Consider the following 25,643-nt stretch of genomic DNA (forward strand, 5'->3'; position numbering starts at 1 on the left):
TGTTTGGAAGCCTTAAAAGTCCGCAATCAACCTTGCTTTTCTCAGAAAGAATTGAAGTACCGTCTCTTCTCTAGAAATAATATCGGCTCTGCCTTCCATCCCTAATTGGATGGAACATTGTTTTTTGCCGTTATAAAGGAAAAGGCTTTCTGGTTCAATTGTTACTTCATAGAAGGCACCAACAACTGCTGCTTTTTGGCTGGCAACTGTTGTGGAAGCAACTCCAGCAGCACCATTTGCTTGAGGGATGAAAGCATCTGGGGAAATCGCTTTGACTTTACCTTTAAGAGTGCCGTAATCTGGATAAGGACAAGCAGAAACCCGCACTAAAACGTTTTGTCCTTCTTTTAACTTGCTTTTCTCTTCAGATGCTACCACTGCCTTAACTACTAAGGGAGCATCACTAGGGACAATTTGAGCGATTTCCTCTCCTGGGCGCACTGTTTGACCAGAGTTTCTCAAATTGAGTTTGGATATTATACCATCTGCTGTGGCAGTGATGACAGTTTGACTGAGGTCAATTTCTACTTGTTTGAGTTCACGGCTGTCGCGCTCTATGGTTTGCTGAATGCCAATCCTTTGCTGGATGAGGGCTTTGCGTTCTTTGTCTAATGTAGCTTGGTTGGCTTTGAGAGAGGCTTTTTCTTGGGCAATGCGCTCAAGTGCGATCGCCACTTCTGCTTTACTTGGATTGAGTGTCGCTACTGCGCGTCGCCCTCTAGCACTTGCTGCCGAGATTGCTTGTTGTAGCCGTTCAATTGTTTGTTTCTGAGCCTGAATTACTGCTTTTTGTGCCTCCACTGCTTGTTCTTGCTGACTAGCAACTAGTTGTGCTTCCTCAAATTGATCTTGAGAAAGCGCTCCAACTTTGGCTATTTTCTGATATCGGTTCCGCTTCGACTGTGCTGCTGACAAGCCAGCAACCCTTGACTTTAAGTCCGCTTCGGCTGATTTTAATTCAGCGGTGGCTTTTTGCAATTCCTTGTGAGCTATCTTAACATTCGCCTCTGCTTCTTCGACATCAGCGGTGGTGATAATTTGCTTGTCTCGATAGTCTCGGCTGCGATGCTCTAGCTCAGCACTAGCACCAGCAATAACACGGTTGATCCGATCAGTTTCAGCTCTAATTTGACTATTAAGCGCACTAATTTGGGCGTTGATTTGAACAAATTGCAACTGACTCTGCTGGATATTGCTTTGCAATTGACTCTTTTTGGTTTGAAGGCGAGAGTCATCGATAGTAGCAATGATATCACCTTTTTTAACAACTTGATTTTCTTTGACAGAAACACGCATAACTGAACCTTCCGTTGCAGCTTGAACAATCCGCAACTCACCAGCAGGACGGAGGTTCGCCTGAGCCTTGACTGTTACCTTATACTTGGCAACAGATGCAGTAGCGATCGCTATTCCGATAAAAGAAAGCATAACCATTCCGCCAACAGTAGTCCAACGACCAAGTGGCGGTAGAAATTCGTTTTCTTGAACTGGGGGCAGAGAGTCTGAGTTGGAGTAGCTAAGCGTCATGATTGTATGATTGCTCTTGATTTACCGTTAGAATCAGATTTGGAGGATTTCAAAACAAAACCATTGGTTGATGGGGCAACTTCGTCTAGGAATTCTAAGTGTTCACCAGGTTGAAGGCGTAGCTCTTGGGGAGTACCTTGAATTTTCAATCGCCCTTCCTCCAGCAGCACAATCCAATCGGCTCGCTGAATAACTTTGGGGCGGTGACTAATCATAATTGTGGTTTTGCCCTTTCTGTAGTACAATAATTTGTCTAGCACTTGGGCTTCACTTACTGGGTCAAGAGCGCCGGTGGATTCATCTAGAATGAGTATCGGCGGCTCAGTAACTATAGCTCTGGCGATTGCTAATCTTTGCCTTTGCCCACCAGAGAGATTTGCGCCAAATTCTCCTAAAACTGTTTGATACTTGTCGGGTAGTTTACTAATAAACTCATCTGCACCAGCAATCTGGCAAGCCCTAACAATTTGTTCAAAACTGACGTGGGGATAGCTGAAGTGGAAATTGTCAATAATTGAGCGACTCCAGAAGTGAGGTTCTTGAGGCACTAGCACCACCTGCTGTCGTAGGCATTCTAAAGAAAGGTCTTGCTGATTATAAATACCATAGCGAATATTACCTGATTGCGGAGAATATAATCCGGCGATCATTTTAGCGAGAGTACTTTTGCCACAACCAGATTTACCAATTAGGGCAATTACTTGACTGCCAGGGATAATTAGGGAAAAATCTTGCAAGAGGTCAACTCTACCTGCGTGGTGGAAATTAAGGTTAGTGCAGGTAATGTCTGCATTGCCAGGAATTTCTGCCCAAGGCTTTTTAAAATCATTATCGTCTTCTGGGGTAGCATCAATTACCTCGGTTAATCTTTGGATGACAATCTGAGCAGTGATAAATTCATCAACTAACCCAATGACTGAACCGAGAAAGCCCAGAAAGTTGCCACTCATACCGTTAAAAGCTAGCAACTGACCAATACTTAAGGTGCGATCAATCACTAAGTGCGAACCTAACCAGAGTAAGGCAATACTAGTCAAACTGGAAAGAATACCAGTGATTGTGCTGCTGTAAAGCCCCAACTTCATCGTACTCCAGCCCAGATTAGCAAGACGACCAAAATTGCTCTGATACTCTTGCCAAGCTTGAGGGGTGGCTTGGGTAGTTTTTAGCACCTGGACACCACGAAAAGTTTCGACGAGAAAGCCTTGGTTTTCCGTACCTAAGACAATCTGGTTGCGGGTTTTGTGGCGCAAGGCGGGGAGAAAAAGCAGGTTGACGAGGGTGACATAAACGGGAAACAAATGATAAGATTACTGAAGATAATTACGAATAATTAAGATGCGAACGCGCTTGTTGCACTCTTGTTAGCCAGTAGTGGTGCTAGAATTTGTAGATAGGGGCGCAACCGTAGAAAACTCACTTTTTATTCGTCTCAATTGATACCTGCCAAGTGTCCAATGTAGTTCCGACAGTTCGATCCAGGTTTGTCAAAGCATTGAGATATTCAATTGTTGCATTAAGCTCTGCGTTTCTTGCCTCTACTAAACTATTTTCCAGACTGACAATCTCGAAGACTCCAGATCCCCTTCCCAATCTCTGTTTTTCTCTTTCAATCTCTAGTTGTCGTTCAGAAGATTCCCTAGCTTGTCGGGCAAGTTGCACCTGCTTGAAACTCAAATTCACATCTCTAATCCTGTCTGTTACCTGAATTTCTAAACTTTCACGCTGGTCATTCACATTGTTCTCTGCTTGCTGTAAACTAATCTGGCTTCGCTGAAATCTCTGGTTCTTTGTCAGGTCGCCGAATGTTCTAGTCATATTTAATCCGGCTGTCATGTCTCCTGTGTTGCCATAACTGACTTTCAAACCCAAGTCCCAGCGCCTGTCATTTTTTGCTTCTAACAGGTCAAGTTTAGCTTTGTCCAGATTTAGCTGTGCCTGCAAATACTCTGGCTGATTCAACAGCGCTAATTGCCGCTGTTTGTTTGAGTTTAACGTAATAGGTGACGCCTTTGGCACTTCTGCTGCCATAAGATTGATATTTTGATCGATATCAAGAATCTGAAGTAGAGCTAACCTTGTTGACTCAAGAGTATTCTGGGCAGCCACCAAACTGACTTGTCGGTTCGCGATCGCTGTCTGACTCTGGATAATCTCGACTGGTGCCAACCTACCCGCCTCGATCAAAGCCTGGTTAATTTCCAGAATTTCTTGGGCACTTTTTAACGAAAGCTGCTCAATTTTTAGTCGTTCCTGAGCGCGAAGTAAATTTCGATATGCCAGGATTGCATCAGTAATGGTGTTGGTTAATGTCGATTTTAAACCAAGGACATTGATTTTTTCGTTCAACCGCGCAGTCTCAATCGAAGCTCTATTTACCTTAATTCCAGATCCTCTCAATAGGGGTTGGTTAAATTCTATCTTTGGCGCGAGAGAGTTACCTGTCCACTCAACACTGAGATCTCCCCCTGTAGGAATCTTCATTTTTGCCCCAAGACCAACTTCATTAGTAGTTGTTGTGGTTCCATCTGATCCAGATTGAGCAAGCGACATTGATAAAGAGGGTGTGAAATCAGGTGCAAATTTATCCTCTGCCACTGCTAGGTCTTGTCTTTGAGCTATCCTTTCAAGATATGCATTTTTAATAGATCTGTTGTTTGCCAAAGCCAAAACTACAGTATCAGAGAGCTTCAGTGTAAGAGAACGTCTGTTCGGTGATGGTTGCTGTTGATTCTGTTTCAAACTATTTGCAGCCACTCTATTTAGTTGTTTTGCTCCAAGAGATTGATTCTGAGAAATTACCTCTGCTACTAAGGTTTTTTGGACTTGCATATCAGTCGTTAATTTAAAGTTAATAGGTGATTCTCCTTTGGAGACGCTTTGTGATCGCTCGTGAGGGCGCTTCGCTTCGCGCAATCGTGCTATTAAGTCTTGCGATTCGGTACGATGCTGGTTTTGCGTATGAGTTGTCAACTCGAAGACAACGTGCGACGATCGCTTTTGAGAATCCTGCGACGATTTGTGGTTGAACGGAAGCAGTTGACCGTTTGAGTGTTGAGGTAGGGAATGAGTTATGAGTTTCTTTGTGTTGGCTGTGGGCTTTCTTGAGGGGTCGTGTACGCTCCTACTTTTTGGCTGTTGATGTTTTCGCTTTGTAGAAGTTTCTAAAAGATTTTTCAAAGGTAAAGCGATCGCCTCATCCTTGCTAAGTTGATGATTGTCTTTACTTTTCCTTTGGATCGGTTTGATGTTTTCATAAGCTACAGGTTGAACATTATTTGGCGGTTTAACTGCTGTTTCAGCGCTAGCACTAGATTTGAGTATCTTTGATTTAGAAACTATGGTGAGAATGTGAGCCGTAGCTAAAGTCGCAGTTAGAACAACGATCACATGAAGTAAAAAGAAGCTGACGGAGTGGAAAGATAAATACTTATATAGATTTTGACCTTGGGAGTCTTGGTTAGGTGACTTCTGCATAATGAGTTAAATTTAGTAAATTGCTTTGCATAGCCTGACTTTTTAAAACTAGGACTAACTTTCGGCTCCGTCTAGACAAAACCATTCCCTTTCAATTAAGTGGTTAGGTCTTGAGATACCACCACTATCAAGTTGGCGATGTCAGACTTAGAAATTGCATTGAGTTGTAGTTCAGCTTACTAAAACCCATTGCTACTATCTGAATTCTAGTCTTGATTTTTACTTTACACTGCTCTTCTTACCTTCTTTATAAGGTTCTGAAACAAAAGTGCTTTAGTTTTGAGTTCAAGAAATTAATATAGCAATCCTATTTGACTTGTGAGAATTGCGATCTCTAAATCCCCAACTTTGCAGAAGTTGTCGGGTATCTCGTTTCTCCCGAATGATTTATAATTGTTATTTTTTCTCAATATGATTTTTATAAATATTAATTATTTAAATAAAAATTATTATTTCATTTTTACAAACTTATAAAATAAAAACATAACTACAGGTTTTATGATTTTTAAAAAGACTAAACAGCCTTGCTATTAAATATTTTTTCTTGCAAACTGAAATCAAGTAAGTTAAGTATTAACAGCTTAACTTACATAAAAAAGTAGGTGAGCTTACCAAATAAAGCACATCTTCTAATATAAAAAGCAAGTTCTAACGAGAGTTTGCTTTAACTTCCAATAGCAATTTCACTACCAAGAATCGGCAAGTAATTCTGGCATAATAACACAGCATTTGCTGGTATTTATATTGTCCTTTATGAGGTAGTTGTAAGAACAATGTACGCGACAAATTCTGACAATCAAACTCAATCTTTCAAAGGAGAATACTCATGTCTTTTCTCGCAAAACTAAGTCAGTCACCACGTTTAATAACTCTTGCAGCTTGTGGTGCAATCGTGGCTACAATTCCCGCTAATCCTGCTTTTGCAGCACCCACCTCTCCTAGTAGTTATCAAAGTTCTTGTCAGAACATTGGTGTTTCTGGAGCTACCCTAACAGCACAATGTCGTAGAATAAATGGCACATTCAACAATACATCAATTTTGATTCGGGGAATCTACAATGATAATGGAGTTCTGCGCTATACGAGTAATGCAACTGCCGCTAGTAGTTATCAAAGTTCCTGTCGGAACATTGGTGTTTCTGGAGCTACCCTAACAGCACAATGTCGTAGAATAAATGGCACATTCAACAACACATCAATTCTGATTCGGGGAATCTACAATGATAATGGAGTTTTGCGTTATTCATAGGTAGCAAGTAGAATGCATTAGAGACGGTTTTGCTGCCCGAATCTTTTGAGTAAATAAACTACTGATTCATGTCATTAGTTTTGATGGTGTTCTAGATTTCCGACATCTTTAAGATGTCGGGAATCTGAAGAACGCAACCCCTCAATTCAAACTTGACAGAGTACTACCCCACCAGAATTTTAAAATCAGGTGGGGTGATTTATTAAATATCTGAGGCAAGCACTAGCTGCTACGCAAAGCTGCAACTGGATTGAGTTGGCTAGCTCGGAGGGCGGGGAGAAAACCAGCCCCTACCCCCACCAACAGTGCTGAACTGAAGGATAAGGCTGCTGTGGTGCTTTCAAATTGGTAGGGTAAATTAAAAGTACTGGCAGCCACCACTGTCAACCCATGTACTGCAACGATCGCCACAGTTCCCCCCAACACACTTAACAGCGCTGCTTCGAGAATGAACTGCAACATGATGTCCTGCTTGGTTGCCCCTATTGCCAGCAAAAGACCAATTTCAGAAGTACGCTCCGCTACAGTGGCGATCGTAATATTAGCAATACCGACACCCCCCACTAGTAGAGAAATGACTCCCACCGCTGCTAGTGCCCGCGAAACAGATTCAAGGGTTTTCTGTTGCTCCAGAATATCTTCTATATTATTTGAAACATAAAATTTCTGATCAAAGGAGCGTTGTTCTAACAGCTTTTTTACCCGATCTTCCAAGTTTTTCAAGTCTTCAAGTTTGCGGGGACGTATCCAAATAGTTCCAATATCCTGACTACCCATCAGAGCGTTGAATACCGACATCGGTATGAGTAACTCACCTTCAGGTACCTTAGTTCCAGGATTAGTTTGTACTACTCCCACGACAATATAAGGTTGACGATTAGCATAGATGCGTTGACCTATAGGCTTTTGACCTTGAAAAAGTTTTTCTGCCAGAAATTGATCGATAACCACTACAGGTCTATAGCTAGCAAAATCTGCCTCAGTCAAGAACCGTCCCTTTGCTAACTGCTTACCAGATGTCAGCAAGAAGTTTTGGGAAACACCTGACATTGAAGGATTCGCCTCCCGATCTTGAAATACGGTTGGGGAAGAGAATGGAACACTGGACGCACTGATTGCTTGCAAGCCCGTCAGCCTTTGTTGCAAGAATTTCATATCTTCTAGTCGAAGTTGGGACTGTTGCGGGTAGACTATAACCTGAGGGGAATCGCGCTCAGCCATTTGACGAGCAATCACTGCCCGACTAATGCTGCCAACCTGAAGCGTTGCTGTCACCGCAGTGACACCCATGAAAACACCTAGTGAGGTTAAGGTAGAACGCAAAGGATTGCTACTTAGAGAGCGGTATGTCAGATTTAGTAAGTCGAGAGGTTTGAGACTCATTGTTCTTTGCCTTCTGGTTCAGTTGGATTGGGGAGCAATCAGCGTTCCTGGTTCCAATTTTGAATCGGCTGAGGGCAGTACCACTCGATCTCCTGGATGTAAACCAGAGGTCACCTCCAGATTAGTCAACCCTTCTAGCCCTAAAGTGATGTTTTGTTTTTGCGCCTTACCTTGTTTATCCCGCACCCACACAAAAGGCTTTTCTTCAGAACGCTGAATCGCATCCGTATTTAAAACCACTACGTTTTGCCGCCGTTGCAGAACGATTTCGACATTGACATGGCTACCAGGAATCACCTTGCGAGAAGGTGTATTAAGTTTTACCTTTGCAGATACCGTTGCTTGCCCTGATTGTTGACTACTACTGCTTGGGGTGTCGTTTCCGGAAGAAGTGGTTGCTATGGGAGACAAATACTGTACCCGTCCCTCGAATGTCTGAGCGTTGGGACCTATGACACTGACGCGAGCCAATTGATTGACCCGCACTTTAACCGCATTGAGGGTGGAAAGTCGAAGCGACACGACCTCTTGAGTAGGATCGCCCAGAGTTATCAAGTCGGTACGCACCTGAATCCCTTCCCCATCCTTAACTTTGATGTCAAGAACCTTACCATTAATTGGTGCTGTCACGATGTTATTCTGGAGTTGCTGCTGGATTTTTTGCAGTTCAAGCTGAAGGCGCTGAAGTTCGCGGATATCGTTGTTAACAGCTAACTGAGCGTCCTCCAGGGCTGATTCCGCTTGCGTGACTTTGTCCCGCGCTTGCTGTTGCGTATTTTGGATCTCAAACTGAAGGTTTTGGAGTTCGATAGTATCGTTATTGACCGTTAATTGAGCTTGCCACACTACCGACTTGGCACGGCGGACTTGTTCCTCCTGCGACCGAAGTTCATTTTTGGGAATGAAGCCCCTTTTATCTAGAGCCTCAAGTTCCTGAAGTTTCTTTTCCTCGGTTTTTAGATCTTCCTCGGCTTCGATAAGTTTTTGGCGGTTACTAGCTAAGGCGAGTTCTTGTTTTTTAATTTGCAACTGCTGCTTGTTGTTCTGGTTTTCTGTTTTAGTTGCTTTTAGCTTTTCCTGGGCTTCGATAAGTTTTTGGCGGTTACGCGCCATAGTCAGTTCTTGCTTTTGAATCTGCAATTGCTGGTTGGCGAGGATAGTTTGTCGGTCAGGGTTACGCAGAAAAATCAGCGGTTGACCGGATTTGACTTGATCCCCAAGCCGCACTAACACGCGATCAACTGCGCCTTCTGCTGGAGACTTCAGAGTTTGTTGACCACGCAGTTCAAGAGTACCGCTTTCATTGATAGTGTTTTCAATGTTGCCACGTTCTACAGTAACAACAGGCAGCGCTACCGACTTTGTAGACGGCTGATTTCGATGGACATACAGCAGTCCACCCCCGACGCTAAGTGTAGCCAAAACTCCTGACCAGGCTAACCATTTTACTCCTGCCTCGAATTTCTTTTTAACCTGCTTCATAAGCGTAGCGCCGTTTTTTGAGGTCAATGCATCACGGTTCAAGAGGAAGTTTTAGGCGCACCTTCTTGTTGGAGTCTGCTAGGAACTATGAGGCGTGACACTGGCTGCATTTGCCCCGCTCTTCCCATCAACCAACACGCAAAGCACGAATTTCCAGTTCCAACGCCGCCTACATCGAGTCTTTTCGGACATTGCACCTCCATTTGAAGCAGTAGTTGATTGAACCACTTAATTCGACTTCAATAATATTCTAAGATTTAATTGAGTATTTCAAGTGTTTGAAACTTCTTTTTTATGCATAACTCCAGGAGTTATGTTTTTATTTTTTAAATCTTTTATAAAGATACTTTTGTCTTCCCAATAAAAGTGCAGTGATGCGCTCTCACTACTCCAAATTATGCAGTTTGAAAATGAAGCTATGTCTGTGCTTGCAAATAGTGCTGTTTTTGTCCTGTCAAATTACTAATGCCTGAAAAGCAGTACTTCTAACCGTTCGTCAGAGAATTGTGAATTTTTGTAAATAGTTGTGGAATTTCTAGACTTTTGATGCTGACAAGTAGGCGGAGGTTTGCAAGGAGCATCTAGAAAAACTTCCAGTTCTGTAAGTTCTACTAGGAGGGTTTGTTGTGAAAAAGCAAGGACTTTACTTATCACCTTTTCAGCGCAAGCATTTGCAAAAGAATTTAGAAACTGATTTACGCCTAGAATACCGTCGTCGTATTGAAATCATGCTGCAGGCAGATGCAGGTTATTCTCAGGTACAAATCTGTGAAGCACTCTTGTGCGCTCAAGAGACTGCACGATACTGGATTGCTATGGCACAGACAGGGCAGGCTCATAAATGGGATGATCGCCCGATGGGACGCCCCAAGGTTGTTAACGATCGATATCTTACTCGCTTGAAAGAACTTGTAACCCATAGTCCGCGTGAATATGGTTATCCATTTCAACGTTGGACAGCCCAATGGTTAAGTAAGCATCTGGAGAAAGAATTGGGCATTAAGCTAAGCAGTTGTCACATTAACCGTCTGCTCAAGTCCATGGGGCTTTCAACTCGACCAAAAGACAACACAACTGAGAAACAAATCTCAGGCAAACAGGATTCCAGCATTACGATTAGTAATTTACCATCGAACGCCAAGCCCAACTCTGGGAGATTGTTTGCGATCGCTTTGTCCCCAATCACTCCCGCAACAACGCCCGAAACCCAGCTTGAACAAAATGCACATCAACTGTTACTGCATCAGTCAAACCTTGCTCCCACATTACTATAAAAGAAATGCAGTCTGTCAAACCCCAAGTTTTATCAGGACGCTCACCTCATATCTTGCACCTGGAAATTTGAATGTCAATTCCTTGACTAAGTGCTAGCTCTCTTTTGCTTTCAATGTCTTGTAAAAGAAGTAACACCACTAAGTGTGGAAATATAGTTTGGAACGCGATTAGAGCGGCTTGTCCCCAATTAGGTAGATTCGTAGAGCCGATTGATGTGGATAAATAAGCCCAATGGGCTAAAATATAAGAAATAAGGGATAAGACTAACCAACGATAAACACCTAAAAGTGTTCCTTGTCCAAAACGGTGCAAGCCGAAACGGTGTTTTGCAGTTTTAAACCAACCCTCTATTTGCCAACGTCGTTTACCCCACCAAGAAATAGTGCTAGCTTTGAGAGCAATGGTCTCAATGACAAACCGTTTTTCATACTTGCCATCATCACGTTTAAAATAGTACCAGGATACATAGACAGGAAACTTCAAACTCTGAAGGCGAAGCTGTTGCCCTCGTTTATGTAGTCGAGCAACACAGCGACCATCAACCAACTTACGGGTACAAGCGATTCCCGCAATCACATGGTATCTCCGCTTTCGGACACCATGAATAAACTCCACACTACCAAAGGCTGTATCTACCAGAACCATCACCTGGAAGTTCTTGGTTAATCTTTTGGGCAAAGTTCTGACCATTTTTAATCCCAATTGTGCGGGGGAAGGAGTTCCTTTTCCCTTCCATACACGGAAACTCCAAGGTACTCGCCACCGACCAACAACTAAATACAGCACAACCAAATGCAAACCTCGTTTTCCGTTGTATACACGGATTAAATTCTCAAACCCCTTAAATTTGCCAACTTTTTCTAGAGTTGTCAGGTCAATAATCACTTGTAGAAATGGTTTGCGCCCCTTAGGACACTCAGACAAAATCTCCTTAATAACACGGTTACGAGTAGCACGAATTACACCTAGTGTTGACCAGTCGTAGATGTTGAGAAATCGACTTAAGGCGCTGGCTGACTTACTTTTACTGTGTTCAGGTAGAGGATACCCCTGTGCCTGCAAGAACAATCCCAACATCGCTTCAAGATTTTCTTGCTGGTAAATAGAAGGCATCAATGACAGCAAGGTGTACACTAAATTTTGGGCGTGGGCAAGAATTGAAACCATTTTTCTTGCTGAATTAATTCAGATGTATTTCAACGCCCTTTTTCTCATATTTTGGTACTTCAATGCAAATCTGATTACTCTGCCTAAACACCAAATTGACCCGCTCAATCATAATGATAATCATTACCATAAAAGCGGTAGCCAACGGCTTTGCCGTAATGAACGTTGATCAACGCTATTTAAATTCTTTTCTAGTGGCGGCTCCGGTTAGGATCTGCCACTCCCTCTATAATTATCATTTTCACTAAAACTAGGTACGGAAGAGGTTTACACGTAAAATTACTATACTTATATGTTGAATAAACAACTATTACTCACTTAGACTTTTTGATTGTTCCCAAGTCATAGTTTTACGCTCTTTTTCACCAACTTGTGGTTTATCCACAGAGGTGCAAGATATGAGTCACTGTAAAGCTGTAATGCACGGTTGAGTAATAAGGTATCCACTGCTACCACTTTCAAATTAGCCGTATTGTAACATTGCTGGATAAACTGCACCGCTGTAGGGCGATTGACAGCACTCAAGGCATTACCAACTTCCACCAACACCGCTTCCGTTACCCAAACTTCTGCGGCGGCTCGCACTCTGGGCAGAAACGCTCTAGCTAATGCATGATACTGATCGCGTTTATTTAACAAAGCTTGGATAAACACCGTATCCAGAAATAAGCGTTCATCACTCATGAAGTGCCTTCTGTCTCACCTTTGGGCGTACTATACAAATAATGGTCATGTTCACTAGACCAATCTGTCGGTGCTTCTATTGTTCCCGTCATCGCCTCCAGCACATCCCAAGCATCACCTGCTATGGGTGGTGAAATCGACTCTTGAATTGTAATGACATAGCGCGTATTCGGTGTCAAATCCAAAGGCTTGTCTGGACGCAAAACATTTCCATCAAATACAACCGTTATCTTCTTGCTCATAACTTGCGCTATTCGTTGTTTTAGGTCGTAGCTAGTAGGCAATTGTAGCCGGAAAAGCCTAACTTCTCACCGCAGATCGCAGATTGTGAAGTTTTATAACGAGTTGTGGAATTCCAGGACTTTTGATTCCGATAAGTAAGCGGAGGTTCGCTACAGAGCATCCAAACAAACTTTCGGTTCCGCAAGTTCTACTAGGAGGGTTTGCTGTGGAAAATCAGGGACTTTACTTAACATCTTTTCAGCACAAGCTTCTGCTCAAGAGTCTAGAAGGAGATTTACGTCCAGAATATCGCCGTCGTGTTGAAATCATGCTGCTGGCAGATGCAGGTCAATCTCAAGCACAAATCTGTGAAACTCTCTTGTGTTCTCCAGAAACTGCACGGTATTGGATTGCTATGGCACAAGCTGGGTTAGCTCATAACTGGAGCGCTCGCCCCATGGGACGCCCTAAAACTGTGAATGAACAATATCTCGCTCGGTTGAAAGAACTGGCAAGTCATAGCCCCCGTGAACATGGCTATCCATTTCAACGTTGGACAGCGCAATGGTTAAGCAAGCATCTGGAGAAAGAATTGGGCATGAAGCTAAGCAGTTGTCACATCAACCGTTTGCTTAAGGAAATGGGGCTTTCCACTCGACCAAAAGACAACACAACTGAGAAATATTCTTCAAGCCAAAAGGATATCAACATTACTATTGGTAACTTACCATCAAATGCCGAGCCTAATTTCGGGAGATTATTTGCGATCGCTCACCCGCTTCAACATACCCACGCTCAAAAAGCAACTTAGAACTCAATACAGTTCGGATAAGACTTGATCCCCCCAACCCCTTGAAAAAGGGGGGTATCAAACCCCTCTTTTTCAAGGGGAGCGTCAGGCTCCATCCAGGTTTCTCAATGTTACGGCTACTAGCGTGAGTAATACCAATTCGTAAAAATTTTTCCTTTAGGTTTTCTGCTACCTCAGGTTTAAACCTGGGGCTATGCGGTTCATTTTAAAGTAACTACCAATTCTTCTTATAGTTACCACACGTTTTTACCCCCCAACCCCCCTTAAAAGGGGGGCAAGAAGAGATCTTGTGTAACCAGCTTTTGGAGAAATGGTATAATTACAAGGAGTTATAGAAATGTCCCAAATTTACACTATTCATCCAGACGAAATCATTCATCAAATCAAGCTTTCTTGCCAAATTCCTGCTGTTGTTGAAGGTATCCTCACTCGCAAAATTATTATAGATGCAGCACAAGAAGCAGGTATTAAAGCAGAGCGAGAAGAACTTCAACAGGCAGCAGACAACTTGCGGTTAATCAGCAATCTTCACTGTGCTGACGCCACTTGGGCATGGTTAAAAAAACATAGTCTCTTTTTAGATGATTTTGAAGAGTTAATTTATTATACTGTCATCTCCTCAAAGTTGACAGAACATTTATTTGCCGAAAAAGTTGAAGCTTTTTTTGTTAAAAATCAGTTGGATTATACACAAGTTGCCATGTATGAAGTGGTTTTAGATGACAAAGACTTAGCGATGGAACTTTTTTATGCAATTGCTAAAGGTGAAATAAACTTTCCCTCTGTTGCACACCAATATATTCAGGATAAGGAAGCACGTCGTTCTGGAGGATATAAAGGAATGGTGAGTCGCACAGATTTAAAACCAGAAATTTCCGCCGCTGTATTTGCAGCAACTCCACCGCAGATTCTCAAACCAATCGTTACCTCTAAGGGTGTACATTTGATTTTTGTTGAGGAAATCATTCAGCCAGAGTTAGACGAGATGCTGCGCTCAAAAATTCTCACAGACTTGTTTAATGAATGGCTCAAGCAACAAATTGAACAATTGGAAGCTGAAATAGTTTTTCATCCACAAACCGAATATGTAGCGCATACAAATAGTAGTGGGGGCGTTATCAAAACTACCCCCACATAATCTTTCTATGATTTTTTAATAGCACCAGCCCTGATGAAAAAATATTTACTCAGCAATATTCGTCATTGAAACCTGTGAATTAGCCAATGTCGGCGCGGTAAAAATACGAGAGTATAGACTTGTTGGTTGTTGATGAGCTACAACTGGCAGAACCTGACGAGCATGAGCCGCTACTGCCACTGCTTTGACATCGTAAGTTTGTGTTGCCAACTTGGGATACAAACCGATACCGATGATAGGAACCAAAAGACAAGCAGTTACAAATAGTTCGCGAGGTTTAATATCGGCTACTACTTTATCCAGTACCAAATTTTCGTTTTGTTTGCCGTAGAAAATAGAACGTAACATCGACAGCAGGTAAATCGGAGTTAATATCACACCAACTGCTGACAGTAGCACGACGACAACTTTGAAGTTAGAACTGTAGACATCACTGGTAGTGATACCCAAGAACACCATCAATTCTCCAACAAAACCACTCATTCCTGGTAAAGCGAGAGAAGCCATTGCACCGGCAGTAAACAGAGCAAAAGTTACAGGCATTACCTTCGCTATACCACCCATTTGATCCATCATCAAGGTGTGAGTACGCTCGTAGGTGACACCAGAGAGGAAGAACAAGCTAGCAGCAATCAAACCGTGGGAAACCATCTGTAGCACAGCGCCACTGATACCTAGCTCTGTGTAGGAAGCAATTCCAATCAGTACAAACCCCATATGAGCGATCGAAGAGTATGCCAAGCGACGCTTGAGATTTGTTTGCGCAAAAGCACAGCAAGCACCGTAAACAATATTCACTACACCCAAAATCACTAGCACAGGAGCAAAGTAAACATGAGCATCAGTTAACATCTCCATGTTGATGCGGATGAGAGCATAACCACCCATCTTCAACAACACACCCGCCAATATCATCGAAACTGGCGCTGAAGCTTCACCGTGAGCATCAGGTAACCAAGTATGTAGAGGGAAAATCGGTAGCTTTACCCCGAAAGCAATTAAGAAACCTGCGTAAACCAGCAATTCAAAAGCTTTAGGATATTCTTTCATTCCCAGAGTCGCCATGTCAAAGGTGACTGTATCTCCAGAGAATGCCATTGCAAAACCCGCTACCAAGATAAATATTGAAGCAGCAGCAGTATAGAGAATGAACTTAGTTGCTGCATAGCGACGCTTTTGCCCTCCCCAAATGGAAATTAGCAAGTAGGCAGGTACTAACTCGATTTCCCACATCAAGAAAAACAACAGCAAATCTTGGGCAACAAACACCCCTAACTGGGCGCTGTACATCGCTAGCATCAAACCATAAAACAATCGCGGCTTGTTTGTTACTTTCCAAGCCGCGAAGATTGCCAGAGTATTGATTAAACCTGTAAGTAGTACCAGCGGCATCGACAATCCATCAACCGCTACTGACCAATTTAAACCTATTTGCGGAACCCAAGGATAGCTTTCTACTAGTTGAAAAGCACTATTGTGAAAATCGTAGCTGAGCCAGAAAGCATAAATCATTAAAGCAAAGTCGGCGATCGCTACTCCCAAAGTATACCAGCGAACTGTTTTACCTTCTTTATCCGGAATCAGAGGGATGGCTAAGGCAGCCACCAGTGGCAAAAGAATAATGGTTGTTAACCAAGGCATTTCAATAGCATTCATCACTGACAATCAATTGACTTATTTACTTTTAGTTACATTATATTAAGCATTTTTGAGTTTTGTAAACGTAATTTCTTCCTAAAGCCACTATCTTTACGAAAACTTTAGTAATAAATACTTGTTTTTCGGCATAATTTACCCTAAATGTAAACTTGTGTAAAGTCAATAAAAAACGGCGCTAGCGCAACCGTTACAAATTGTAATAAAAATAGGAGGCAGGAGACAGGAGTCAGGAGTCAGGAGTAGAAATTCTTGATCCGTGGAAATCAACCGAGAGCGATCGCACATCAACCTCAACACCTTCCGATTGCCAAGCAGCAGCCATTGCCACCCGCACAGCCTCTTGTTGCGATCGATCCGTCAAAGCCAAAAGAGTAGGTCCAGCACCACTAATCACCAAACCATAAGCACCAGCAGCAACAGCAGCCGAATACACCGCATCAAAACCCCTAATTAACTCCCGACGAAAAGGCTCATGCAACCGATCCTGCAAACCAGCCCGCAACCAATCCCCATTCCCAGACTCCAACCCCCGCAACAACAAACCCAGATGCGCCACATTAAAAATCGCATCCCCACGACTCACCTCACTCGGCAAAACCCGCCGCGCCTCCTGAGTAGACAACTCAAAATCAGGAATCGCCACCACAGGAACAACCGAATTACACCAACCAACCTCACAAACCTCCCACTCTTGGCGCTCTTGGCGTCTTGGCGGTTCAACCCCCAACCCCGTCGCCGCCAAACGACAACCCCCCAATAAAGCAGGCACAACATTATCAGGATGCCCCTCCAAAGCGATCGCCAACTCCATCACCTGCAACCGACTCAAAGGCTCACCCGCCAAAAAATTCGCACCCAGCAACCCACCAACAATAGCCGTCGCCGAACTACCCAAACCCCGCGCCAAAGGAACACCAAGATTAATGGACATCTTCACAGGCGGCGGAGCCTGCCCAATATATTGATATAACTTGACAAAAGCCTGATAAAGAAGATTACTCTCATCAGTCTTTACCTTCTCTGCCTCAGCACCAGTAACAGCGATCTTTACTCCTTCTTCATTGTGCCTAGTGAACTTAAACTCGTTATACAAAGTTAAAGCGGCACCAATGCAATCAAATCCAGGTCCCAAATTAGCAGTTGTAGCGGGAACAACAACAGTAGCACAAGAAATTACAGACATATGCAAATACATACGAATCAATAAACCAGCATCCCATGTATCTGCTTGATTTACTCATTTGTAAATGCAATATTAACTAGAGAAGGCAATATCACTATCCGCGTCATCTTCGTTTAACCCAAACTTCTCATACAGTTCTCTAACATTTTGAGGCTGAATCATTCCCGCTTTTGCGCGTTCCAGAGCAGTGAGCAAACGAGCAGAATTAGCAGGTGAACGAAGTAAATACAGAGTTTCTAATAAACTGTTGTATTCTGCTTCGGAAATCAAGACAACATTTTTACCATCTGGTTGGCTAATAACTACCGCTTCATCTGTCTCTAAAACTTTACTGAAAAGCTTTTCATTGTTAACTATTTTGCTCATTTTGAACACAAGTCTAATTTTCCATTGAATGAACAGCAACTTAAATTGCCATAAAAAAATGATAAATTCAGAATTGAATTGAAAGAAACCCAGTTTCTTTAAGAAACTGGGTTTCTGGGAAAAAAAGCGGGCTAACCGCTATTACTTAGGTTAACCCGTGCAGCTTTGGGAACGCGCAGAGAGATTAATTATTGCAATACCAACTTAACGTTGGCATTTTGCAGACCGCGTTGCTTAACTTCAGCCAGAGTTTTGTTAACAGCGTACTTCTGGTTGATAGAGTTAATTAGTTCAGTCTGGTTGTGCTTCTTAGCAACGCCCCACAGGTCTGCGATGAGGTCGAAAGAACCATCGCTGTTGCGAGACCAACCGAGATCGTACTCACCTTCTAAAACTGCAACGATGTCAGAACGAACGCGCTGACCGTTGTAGCCGCGAACATCAGCATCAGTTTTTACGCTGATACCCAAATCGCGTAAAGAAGACTTGAGGATTTCTGCATCGGAGATTTTGGTGCGCAGGGTGCTAAAATGAGACATTTGGGTTTCCTCCAGAGAAGATTGAGAAAAGGACAACGGTTTGTTTTAGGCGCCGCGTTTACACTATTACGCGGTTTTTTCATAACTGCTAGCGTTGGGCGCTAGCCTTTGCCTCTGTTGTTACAGAGGAAAGCTTTTAGAACTCCATCCGCTGATATTCAGCGACGGAAGATGCTGCAGGTCTTGCACGCTGTCTAGCCCAGTCTCTGAGGGCTGTTACCTGTTCTTGCATCGTGCGGGACAGCGGCAGTGTTGCCTTGAGTGCAGCAATAATATCTAATTGGGTGAACTCGCGTTCTTGGGCAAAAGCTTCGTACATTGCTGCCACAAGCGCTTGTTCTATTTCTGCCCCAGAAAAACCATCAGACATTTTCGCGAGTTGTTCCAAGTCAAACCGAGCGATATCGTCTCGGCGCTTAGTGAGGTGTATCTTGAAAATATCTTGACGCTCTTCGGGAGTAGGCAGATCCACAAAGAATATTTCATCAAAACGACCTTTCCTTAAAAATTCGCCTGGTAGGCGTTCTACCCTGTTTGCTGTCGCCATGACAAATACTGGCGATTTCTTTTCTTGCATCCAGGTAAGGAAAGAGCCGAAGATCCTGCTGGAAGTACCACCATCGGAATCAGAAGAACCTGTAGTACCAGCAAAGGATTTATCTAACTCGTCGATAAACAGAATCACTGGAGATATTGATTCTGCTGTTCTGAGGGCGTTGCGTAAATTTGCTTCTGAACGTCCCACCATTGAGCCGTCATATACTCGCCCCATATCTAAGCGTAGTAGTGGTAAACCCCACAACCGCGAGGTAGTTTTGGCAATCAATGATTTACCGCAACCAGGAACTCCTAGTATCAGCATTCCTTTAGGTTGGGGCAAACCGTACTCTCTTGCTCTTTCTGTGAAAGCATTAGAGCGTTGCTTTAACCACTTCTTCAATTCTTCTAATCCACCTACAGCCTCAATGGTTTCATCTTCTTCTATGTATTCTAGTATACCATTGCGTCTGATTAGTTGCTTTTTCTCCGATAATACTATATCTACTTCATCTTCCGTCAAACGCCCTGAAGTTACCTGTGCCTTGCGGTAGACTTTTTCCGCTTCATCTTTAGTTAATCCTAAAGCTGCCCTGAGTAATTTTTCCCGCGCTTCTGTTGATAGTCGGCGTCCACGATTTTGCTCGAGATGATAAGTTAAAACTTTATTTAACTCACCCATGTCAGGTAACTGAAAGTCCAAAACAGCAACTTCCTTCTCTAGTTCGATTGGTATTTGCTGCATGGGTGACATCAAGATAATGTTCTTTTGCGTCCCTTTGAAGCTAGCGATCGCATCCCGCAAAGATCTTGTTGTCGGCGGCGCATCTATAAACGGATGTAAATCTTTAAGAATAAATATACCAGGCTCTCTTTGCCGAATAATCCACTCGATCGCCGCTTCTGGCGACACTGTGTTGTGTTGAGTGACATTCCTGGGTTGACCGTACTCAACGATGCCGTGAGTTACTGTCCAAACGTATACTCGTCGCAGAGGCTTTAACGATTGAGCGATTGTGGAGATTGCTTGCTCAGCCCGCTCTTCCTCGGAGGTCACAAGGTAGATTAAAGGGTATTGAGCTTGAATGAGGACGTTGAGCTCTTCTTTCATACATCGACCTACTTGAGACCACTAACAGACAGTTCAGACATCGCTTTTAGGCTTTTAAATACTGTGGAATTATGAACTTATCACTCATAATCCCTATTTTTTAGCAAGGAACTAACTCTGATTCTCCCTTTTGGGGTGTTTCGTCCCTTATTTCATCCATAGGTACATGCTCAGTGGTAAATCCTGACTTACCCATTGCTACCAATTCACCATCTCGTAATAATAGAGAACTTTCACAATTTGGACAGGAATAAACTCTATGAGTTCTTCCATAGGATGCTTCTGTTTCTTCTACTAGCTCTGAATTTGCTAGATAAAACACTAACGCACGTTCTGCTAGTTCTGACATTGGTTCTGAATCGATTGCTGATCGAATCTTCAACCTTCTGTGCAGTTCTGGCGATAAATACAAAGTTACCTTTTGCTTCGTTTGCATACTACTCTTTAACGGTCTTACCCGGGTATGTATCTTACGTTATCTGCTTATTTTTTAGTTGTCAAGACACTAAAACGTTTTGACGGCATTATTGTTACATTTATTTACAAATGAGACGGGAGTCAGGAGACAGGAGTCAGGAGATAGGAGATAGGAGACTCCTGAATTCTTCATCTTTAGGGGTCACAAACCTGATAGATTTAGCTATCAGCGAGTAAAAACTAGTGAAAATGAAAGTCCTGGTTATTGGTGGTGATGGGTATTGCGGTTGGGCAACAGCACTTTACCTTTCTAATCAAGGTTACGAAGTTGGAATTTTAGATAGTTTGGTGCGGCGGCACTGGGATAATGAACTAGGCGTGCAAACGCTTACCCCCATTACGTCAATTCAGCAACGTCTCCAGCGTTGGCAAGATTTGACGAGTAAATCAATTGACTTATTAATTGGCGATATTACCAATTATGAGTTTCTCAAACAGGCGCTGCACAAATTTGAACCAAACGCAATTGTACATTTTGGCGAACAGCGATCGGCTCCTTTTTCGATGATTGACCGCGAACACGCGGTTTTAACTCAGGTGAATAACGTAGTCGGCACTTTGAATTTGCTGTACGCAATGCGAGAAGATTTCCCAGATTGTCACTTAGTCAAGTTGGGAACAATGGGTGAATATGGTACGCCAAATATTGACATTGAAGAAGGGTACATCACCATTGAACACAATGGGCGTAAAGATACCCTACCTTATCCGAAGCAACCCGGTTCAATGTACCACTTGAGCAAAGTTCATGACAGCCATAATATACACTTTGCCTGTCGGATTTGGGGATTAAGGGCAACCGACTTAAATCAAGGTGTAGTTTACGGTGTTCTTACCGAAGAAACTGGAATGGACGAAATGCTCATTAATCGTCTTGATTATGATGGAGTATTTGGTACAGCGTTGAACCGCTTCTGTATTCAAGCAGCAATTGGGCATCCCCTGACAGTTTACGGTAAAGGTGGACAAACAAGGGGATTTCTCGACATTCGGGATACAGTGAGATGTGTAGAAATTGCGATCGCCAACCCAGCACAAGCAGGCGAATTCCGCGTGTTTAACCAATTTACCGAACAATTTAGCGTTGGCGATTTAGCAGTGATGGTGAAAAAAGCCGGAACTGCAATGGGGTTGAATGTAGAAATTAACCACCTCAATAATCCCAGAGTAGAGAAAGAAGAACATTACTTCAACGCCAAAAACACTAAACTCCTAGATTTGGGTTTACAACCCCACTATCTCTCTGATTCTCTACTCGATTCACTTTTAAACTTTACCATTAAGTACCAGAATCGAGTAGATCGCCACCACATCCTGCCAAAAGTATCGTGGCACAGATAGTTGATGGTTAATAGTTGATTGTTGATGGTTAATAACAATTAACTATTAACCATCAACAATTAGCCAGCTAGTAATTAATGACTAATGACTAATGACTAAATATGCGAATTGCCCTATTTACCGAAACCTTTCTGCCCAAGGTTGATGGAATTGTGACACGTTTGAGTCACATTATTGACCATCTCCAACGCAATCACCATCAAGTACTAGTAATTGCTCCAGAGGGTGGTATTACAGAACACAAAGGAGCTAAAGTATATGGTGTTTCAGGCTTTCCTTTACCACTATATCCAGAATTAAAACTAGCACTGCCTCGCCCATCAATTGGTGAAGAACTAGAAAATTTCCAACCGGATATTATTCATGTAGTGAACCCTGCCGTACTGGGATTAGCTGGTATATTTTATAGTAAGTTATTAAATATACCTTTAGTAGCATCTTACCACACCCATTTGCCCCAATATCTTCAGCACTACGGCTTGGCAATGCTAGAAGGATTGTTGTGGGAATTACTCAAGGCAGCTCATAATCAAGCCGCATTGAATTTGTGTACCTCAAAACCGATGGTGGACGAACTGACAAATCACGGGATTGAAAGAGTGGATTTATGGCAACCAGGAGTGGATACAGAATCATTCCATCCTGACATGTATTCTCAACAAATGCGGGCGCGATTATCGCAAAATAATCCCGAAAACCCATTACTGCTGTATGTTGGGCGTCTTTCTGCTGAAAAAGAAATTGAACGCATTAAACCGGTATTAGAAGCGATTCCTCAATCACGGTTAGCATTAGTGGGAGATGGGCCGCACCGTCAAGCACTGGAAAAACATTTTGCTGGGACTAATACCTATTTTGTTGGTTATCTTACTGGGACAGATTTAGCTTCTGCTTTTGCCAGCGCTGATGCTTTTATCTTCCCCTCCCGTACAGAAACACTGGGATTGGTGTTACTAGAGGCAATGGCAGCGGGATGTCCGGTGGTAGCAGCACGTAGTGGTGGTATTCCCGATATTGTTACTGATGGAGTTAATGGTTATTTATTTGAGCCAGAAGCCGATGTAAGTAGTGCGATCGCAGCTACTGTTCGCCTATTAGAAAGGAAACCAGAAAGGGAAGTTATACGTCAAAATGCTCGTCGTCATGCTGAACGTTGGGGATGGGCAGCAGCGGCACAGCAACTGGTTGGGTACTATCAGAGAATTATTTATTCTGAACTACCAAAAGCGGCATAAAAATTTCATGCCGTAGAGACGTTCCGGCGGAACGTCTCTACAGGATTTTGATTAAAGGTGAATTTTTTCACCTTTATTGTCCGGATTTGTAGATTTTAGTTGTGAATCTCAATTATTGAAATTAGAATCTAAAATCGCTCATCTTAAATCTACCCATCCCCATGACACTCCTTAATACTGGTAGCGTCCTGGCTACATTAACTGAACTTACTCAAGTTAATCGCACTCACGCTCTGCTACGCCGTGTCAAAGACCTTTCTGTAAACGAATTTGTTTGCTTACTTGATTTTATCACTGCCGAATTTCAACAATTTCTTAGAGCTATAGATTTGATTAATAATGAAGCTCTAGAAACAATGCTAGAAAAAGTTTTAGAAGCAATTACACTCAAAATTGGACAGATTCTTCAAGCTGAACATACTACTATTTTTTTAGTAGATTACGATAAAAATCAGTTGTGGTCTAAAGTTCCCCAAGATAACAGTCAAAAACCTCTAGAAATTCGCATTCCCATTAATGTAGGTATACCTGGATATGTTGCCAGTACAACTGAATATTTGAATATATCTAAAACACACACTCACCCACTCTTCAGTCCAGAGTTAGAAAAACAAATGGGCTATAAGACTCATAATATTTTATGTATGCCAGTTGTTAGTAGTAAAAATCAAGTTGTGGCGGTAGTACAACTGGCAAATAAAGCCGGAAATATTCCTTTTAATTATGAAGATGAAAAGAGCTTTCGAGACTTTGCTTCTTCTATTGGTATTATATTAGAAAGCTGCCAGTCTTTCTATGTAGCAGCACGCAATCAGCGGGGTGCTACAGCTTTGTTGAGGGCAACTCAAACACTAGGACAAAGCCTGGATCTAGAAGCAACTTTGCAGATAGTCATGGAACAAGCCCGGATTTTAATGCAGGCAGACCGCAGCACACTATTTTTGTATCGTAAAGAAATGGGGGAACTGTGGACTAAGGTGGCTTCTCTTGACGGGAAAACAATGATGGAAATTTGTATCCCTGCTAATCGAGGTATTGCTGGATATGTTGCCTCAACTGGTGAAGCACTAAACATCACTGACGCTTATAAAGATCCACGTTTTGATCCAACTACAGATAAAAAGACTGGTTATATAACTCGTAATATTTTATGTTTACCCGTATTTAATTCGGCAAATGAATTGATCGGGGTGACACAGCTAATTAATAAGCAGCAAGGTAGTTTTACTGCATCGGATGAAGAATTTATGCGGGCTTTTAATATCCAAGCTGGAATTGCCCTAGAAAATGCCCGTCTTTTTGAAAGTGTATTATTAGAAAAACAGTATCAAAAAGATATTCTGCAAAGTTTGTCTAATGCTGTAATTTCTACAGATATGGAGGGTAGAATTGTCACAATTAATGATGCAGCATTGGAGTTACTAGGTTGTCCGTTAGGAGAAGCTAACGCGAAAAATAACAAGCATTTATGGGAACAAAATTTGATTAATCGTCTAGTTTGGGAAGTTGTACCAATTGATAATTTACAGTTCCGGCTAGAAGATAGTTTGAAAACAGGAGCAAAACATTTTGTCCCAGAACAAAGTTTAACAGTGCAATTGTGTGTAGAGACGCGCCATGGCGCGTCTCTACAAGATACAGGTATTTACATTCTGGCAGTACGCTCAAGTACCCAACCAGATGTTTTTATTCCTTGGAATCAACCTCTGACACCATCAAGAGCGCTACTAAGTGGGAACAACGTTAAAACTATCGAACGTAGCCTTAATCTTACCGTTAATCCTTTAACTAATCCAGAAGGTGGGGTGCGGGGTGGCTTAGTAGTATTGGAAGATATCAGTCGGGAAAAACGGATGAAAACTACTATGTACCGTTATCTTACTCCTCATGTAGCAGAACAAGTAATGGCATTGGGAGATGATGCGTTAATGGTAGGTGAACGTAAGGAAGTAACAGTTTTATTTTCTGATATTAGAGGTTACACCACACTGACAGAAAATTTAGGCGCTGCTGAGGTAGTATCGCTGTTAAATCAGTATTTTGAAACAATGGTGGAAGCAGTTTTTAACCATGAAGGTACTTTAGATAAGTTTATTGGTGATGCTTTAATGGCAGTATTTGGTGCGCCGCTACCACTCGTAGAAAATCATGCTTGGCGGGCGGTAGAAGCTGCGTTAGATATGCGTCAACGCCTAGCAGAATTTAATCAAAGACGCATGACTCAAAATGTGCCACAAATCCGGATCGGAATTGGTATAAGTTCAGGGGAAGTGGTTTCGGGTAACATTGGTTCACACAAACGAATGGATTACACAGTGATTGGCGATGGTGTGAATTTGAGTTCACGTTTGGAGGCTGTAACCAAGGAATATGGTTGTGACGTAATTTTAAGTGAATTTACTTATAATTTGTGTAGCGATCGCCTTTGGGCGCGAGAATTAGATAAAATACGGGTGAAAGGGAAAAATCAAGCAGTAAAAATTTACGAATTGATTGGCGATCGCAATACTCCCCTAGATTCACGAACCCAAGAATTTTTATCTCACTATCAAAACGGACGTTTTGCTTATTTACAAGGTAATTTTCGACAAGCAATTACCTATTTTGAAACCGCTAAAAGTATTCAACCTCACGATCAAGCCGTTGCTATTCACCTACAACGCTCCCATAATTACCTGATGCAACCTCCGGATAAATATTGGGATGGTGTTTGGAATACTAGGTAATTTTGGGAGTTAGTACAGAAGTTCTGCGGGAACGTCTGTACAAGAGATATGAGG

19 protein-coding genes and 2 pseudogenes are annotated in these 25,643 nt (G+C 42.5%); 7 read left to right on the forward strand and 14 right to left on the reverse strand.

Translation table 11 applies throughout. The features are described 5' to 3' along the window. Positions 1 to 12 precede the first annotated feature (12 nt). From ICL16_RS44535 to ICL16_RS44545, 3 genes and pseudogenes are all read right to left on the reverse strand, one after another. Positions 13 to 1,527: a beta-barrel domain-containing protein gene (locus tag ICL16_RS44535; RefSeq protein ID WP_190839168.1), complete on the reverse strand. Its 1,515-nt coding sequence runs from the start codon at positions 1,525 to 1,527 to the stop codon at positions 13 to 15. Then, positions 1,524 to 2,813, reverse strand: a pseudogene (locus ICL16_RS44540) (peptidase domain-containing ABC transporter); the annotation flags it as partial. The gene ICL16_RS44535 and the pseudogene ICL16_RS44540, both read right to left, overlap by 4 nt. Positions 2,814 to 2,943: 130 nt before the next feature. Next, entirely contained in the window at positions 2,944 to 5,004 is a 2,061-nt protein-coding gene (locus tag ICL16_RS44545; RefSeq protein ID WP_190839169.1) for a TolC family protein, read from the reverse strand. An 826-nt stretch (positions 5,005 to 5,830) separates the two neighbouring features. Here ICL16_RS44545 and ICL16_RS44550 point away from each other — a divergent pair. Next, the gene (locus ICL16_RS44550) at positions 5,831 to 6,253 is read left to right on the forward strand and encodes a CVNH domain-containing protein (protein ID WP_190839170.1); all 423 of its coding nucleotides are present in this window, start codon (positions 5,831 to 5,833) and stop codon (positions 6,251 to 6,253) included. 222 nt (positions 6,254 to 6,475) lie between these two features. On the opposite strand, the gene ICL16_RS44555 is transcribed toward ICL16_RS44550, so the two are convergent. Both ICL16_RS44555 and ICL16_RS44560 read right to left on the reverse strand, forming a co-directional pair. Beyond that, positions 6,476 to 7,636 carry an ABC transporter permease gene (locus ICL16_RS44555; protein ID WP_190839171.1) on the reverse strand — a complete coding sequence of 387 codons (1,161 nt, stop codon included), beginning with the start codon at positions 7,634 to 7,636 and terminating at the stop codon, positions 6,476 to 6,478. A gap of 18 nt (positions 7,637 to 7,654) precedes the next feature. Continuing rightward, the gene (locus ICL16_RS44560) at positions 7,655 to 9,118 is read right to left on the reverse strand and encodes an efflux RND transporter periplasmic adaptor subunit (RefSeq protein ID WP_190839172.1); all 1,464 of its coding nucleotides are present in this window, start codon (positions 9,116 to 9,118) and stop codon (positions 7,655 to 7,657) included. 626 nt (positions 9,119 to 9,744) lie between these two features. On the opposite strand from ICL16_RS44560, the gene ICL16_RS44565 reads away from it, so the two are divergent. Further along, the gene (locus ICL16_RS44565; protein WP_190839173.1) at positions 9,745 to 10,392 is read left to right on the forward strand and encodes a helix-turn-helix domain-containing protein; all 648 of its coding nucleotides are present in this window, start codon (positions 9,745 to 9,747) and stop codon (positions 10,390 to 10,392) included. Positions 10,393 to 10,492: 100 nt separating this feature from the next. Here the strand turns inward: ICL16_RS44565 and ICL16_RS44570 are convergent. From ICL16_RS44570 to ICL16_RS44580, 3 genes and pseudogenes are all read right to left on the reverse strand, one after another. Beyond that, positions 10,493 to 11,560 (reverse strand): annotated as a pseudogene (locus tag ICL16_RS44570) (transposase); the annotation flags it as partial. Between the two features lie 342 nt (positions 11,561 to 11,902). Continuing rightward, positions 11,903 to 12,244 (reverse strand): type II toxin-antitoxin system VapC family toxin, encoded by a 342-nt coding sequence (locus ICL16_RS44575; RefSeq protein ID WP_238361228.1) that lies wholly within the window; start codon positions 12,242 to 12,244, stop codon positions 11,903 to 11,905. Then, positions 12,241 to 12,486, reverse strand: coding sequence for an antitoxin family protein (locus tag ICL16_RS44580; protein ID WP_190839175.1), 246 nt, complete (start codon positions 12,484 to 12,486; stop codon positions 12,241 to 12,243). Before ICL16_RS44580 ends, ICL16_RS44575 begins: the two co-directional genes overlap by 4 nt. A gap of 206 nt (positions 12,487 to 12,692) precedes the next feature. On the opposite strand from ICL16_RS44580, the gene ICL16_RS44585 reads away from it, so the two are divergent. Continuing rightward, a complete protein-coding gene (locus tag ICL16_RS44585; protein ID WP_190839176.1) occupies positions 12,693 to 13,277 on the forward strand; it encodes a helix-turn-helix domain-containing protein in 585 nt (194 codons plus the stop codon). Between the two features lie 337 nt (positions 13,278 to 13,614). After that, positions 13,615 to 14,415, forward strand: a complete 801-nt coding sequence (locus tag ICL16_RS44590) for a peptidylprolyl isomerase (protein ID WP_190839179.1) — start codon at positions 13,615 to 13,617, stop codon at positions 14,413 to 14,415. Between the two features lie 45 nt (positions 14,416 to 14,460). Here ICL16_RS44590 and ICL16_RS44595 read toward each other — a convergent pair whose 3' ends face one another. The 6 genes from ICL16_RS44595 to ICL16_RS44620 all read right to left on the reverse strand — a co-directional run bounded on the left by ICL16_RS44595 (position 14,461) and on the right by ICL16_RS44620 (position 20,246). After that, the gene (locus ICL16_RS44595; protein ID WP_190839181.1) at positions 14,461 to 16,071 is read right to left on the reverse strand and encodes an NAD(P)H-quinone oxidoreductase subunit 4; all 1,611 of its coding nucleotides are present in this window, start codon (positions 16,069 to 16,071) and stop codon (positions 14,461 to 14,463) included. A 229-nt stretch (positions 16,072 to 16,300) separates the two neighbouring features. Next, positions 16,301 to 17,257, reverse strand: coding sequence for a homoserine kinase (gene thrB / locus ICL16_RS44600; protein ID WP_190839183.1), 957 nt, complete (start codon positions 17,255 to 17,257; stop codon positions 16,301 to 16,303). 72 nt (positions 17,258 to 17,329) lie between these two features. Next, complete coding sequence (locus ICL16_RS44605; RefSeq protein WP_190839185.1) at positions 17,330 to 17,623, reverse strand: type II toxin-antitoxin system Phd/YefM family antitoxin; 294 nt, start codon at positions 17,621 to 17,623, stop codon at positions 17,330 to 17,332. 188 nt (positions 17,624 to 17,811) lie between these two features. Beyond that, the gene (locus tag ICL16_RS44610; RefSeq protein WP_190839187.1) at positions 17,812 to 18,162 is read right to left on the reverse strand and encodes a DUF1257 domain-containing protein; all 351 of its coding nucleotides are present in this window, start codon (positions 18,160 to 18,162) and stop codon (positions 17,812 to 17,814) included. Positions 18,163 to 18,298: 136 nt separating this feature from the next. Then, complete coding sequence (gene ycf46 / locus ICL16_RS44615) at positions 18,299 to 19,810, reverse strand: stress-responsive protein Ycf46 (protein WP_190839188.1); 1,512 nt, start codon at positions 19,808 to 19,810, stop codon at positions 18,299 to 18,301. A gap of 100 nt (positions 19,811 to 19,910) precedes the next feature. After that, the gene (locus ICL16_RS44620; protein ID WP_190839189.1) at positions 19,911 to 20,246 is read right to left on the reverse strand and encodes a slr0373 family blue light stress response protein; all 336 of its coding nucleotides are present in this window, start codon (positions 20,244 to 20,246) and stop codon (positions 19,911 to 19,913) included. Between the two features lie 230 nt (positions 20,247 to 20,476). On the opposite strand from ICL16_RS44620, the gene ICL16_RS44625 reads away from it, so the two are divergent. The 3 genes from ICL16_RS44625 to ICL16_RS44635 all read left to right on the forward strand — a co-directional run bounded on the left by ICL16_RS44625 (position 20,477) and on the right by ICL16_RS44635 (position 25,589). Beyond that, positions 20,477 to 21,628 (forward strand): NAD-dependent epimerase/dehydratase family protein, encoded by a 1,152-nt coding sequence (locus ICL16_RS44625; protein ID WP_190839281.1) that lies wholly within the window; start codon positions 20,477 to 20,479, stop codon positions 21,626 to 21,628. A gap of 101 nt (positions 21,629 to 21,729) precedes the next feature. Further along, positions 21,730 to 22,863: a glycosyltransferase family 4 protein gene (locus ICL16_RS44630; RefSeq protein ID WP_190839190.1), complete on the forward strand. Its 1,134-nt coding sequence runs from the start codon at positions 21,730 to 21,732 to the stop codon at positions 22,861 to 22,863. Between the two features lie 161 nt (positions 22,864 to 23,024). Next, positions 23,025 to 25,589: an adenylate/guanylate cyclase domain-containing protein gene (locus ICL16_RS44635; protein WP_190839191.1), complete on the forward strand. Its 2,565-nt coding sequence runs from the start codon at positions 23,025 to 23,027 to the stop codon at positions 25,587 to 25,589. The last annotated feature ends 54 nt before the right edge of the window (positions 25,590 to 25,643 follow it).

Origin of the sequence: Iningainema tapete BLCC-T55, from assembly GCF_014698965.1 — a bacterium.
In the GTDB taxonomy this organism is placed as follows: Bacteria; Cyanobacteriota; Cyanobacteriia; order Cyanobacteriales; family Nostocaceae; genus Iningainema; species Iningainema tapete.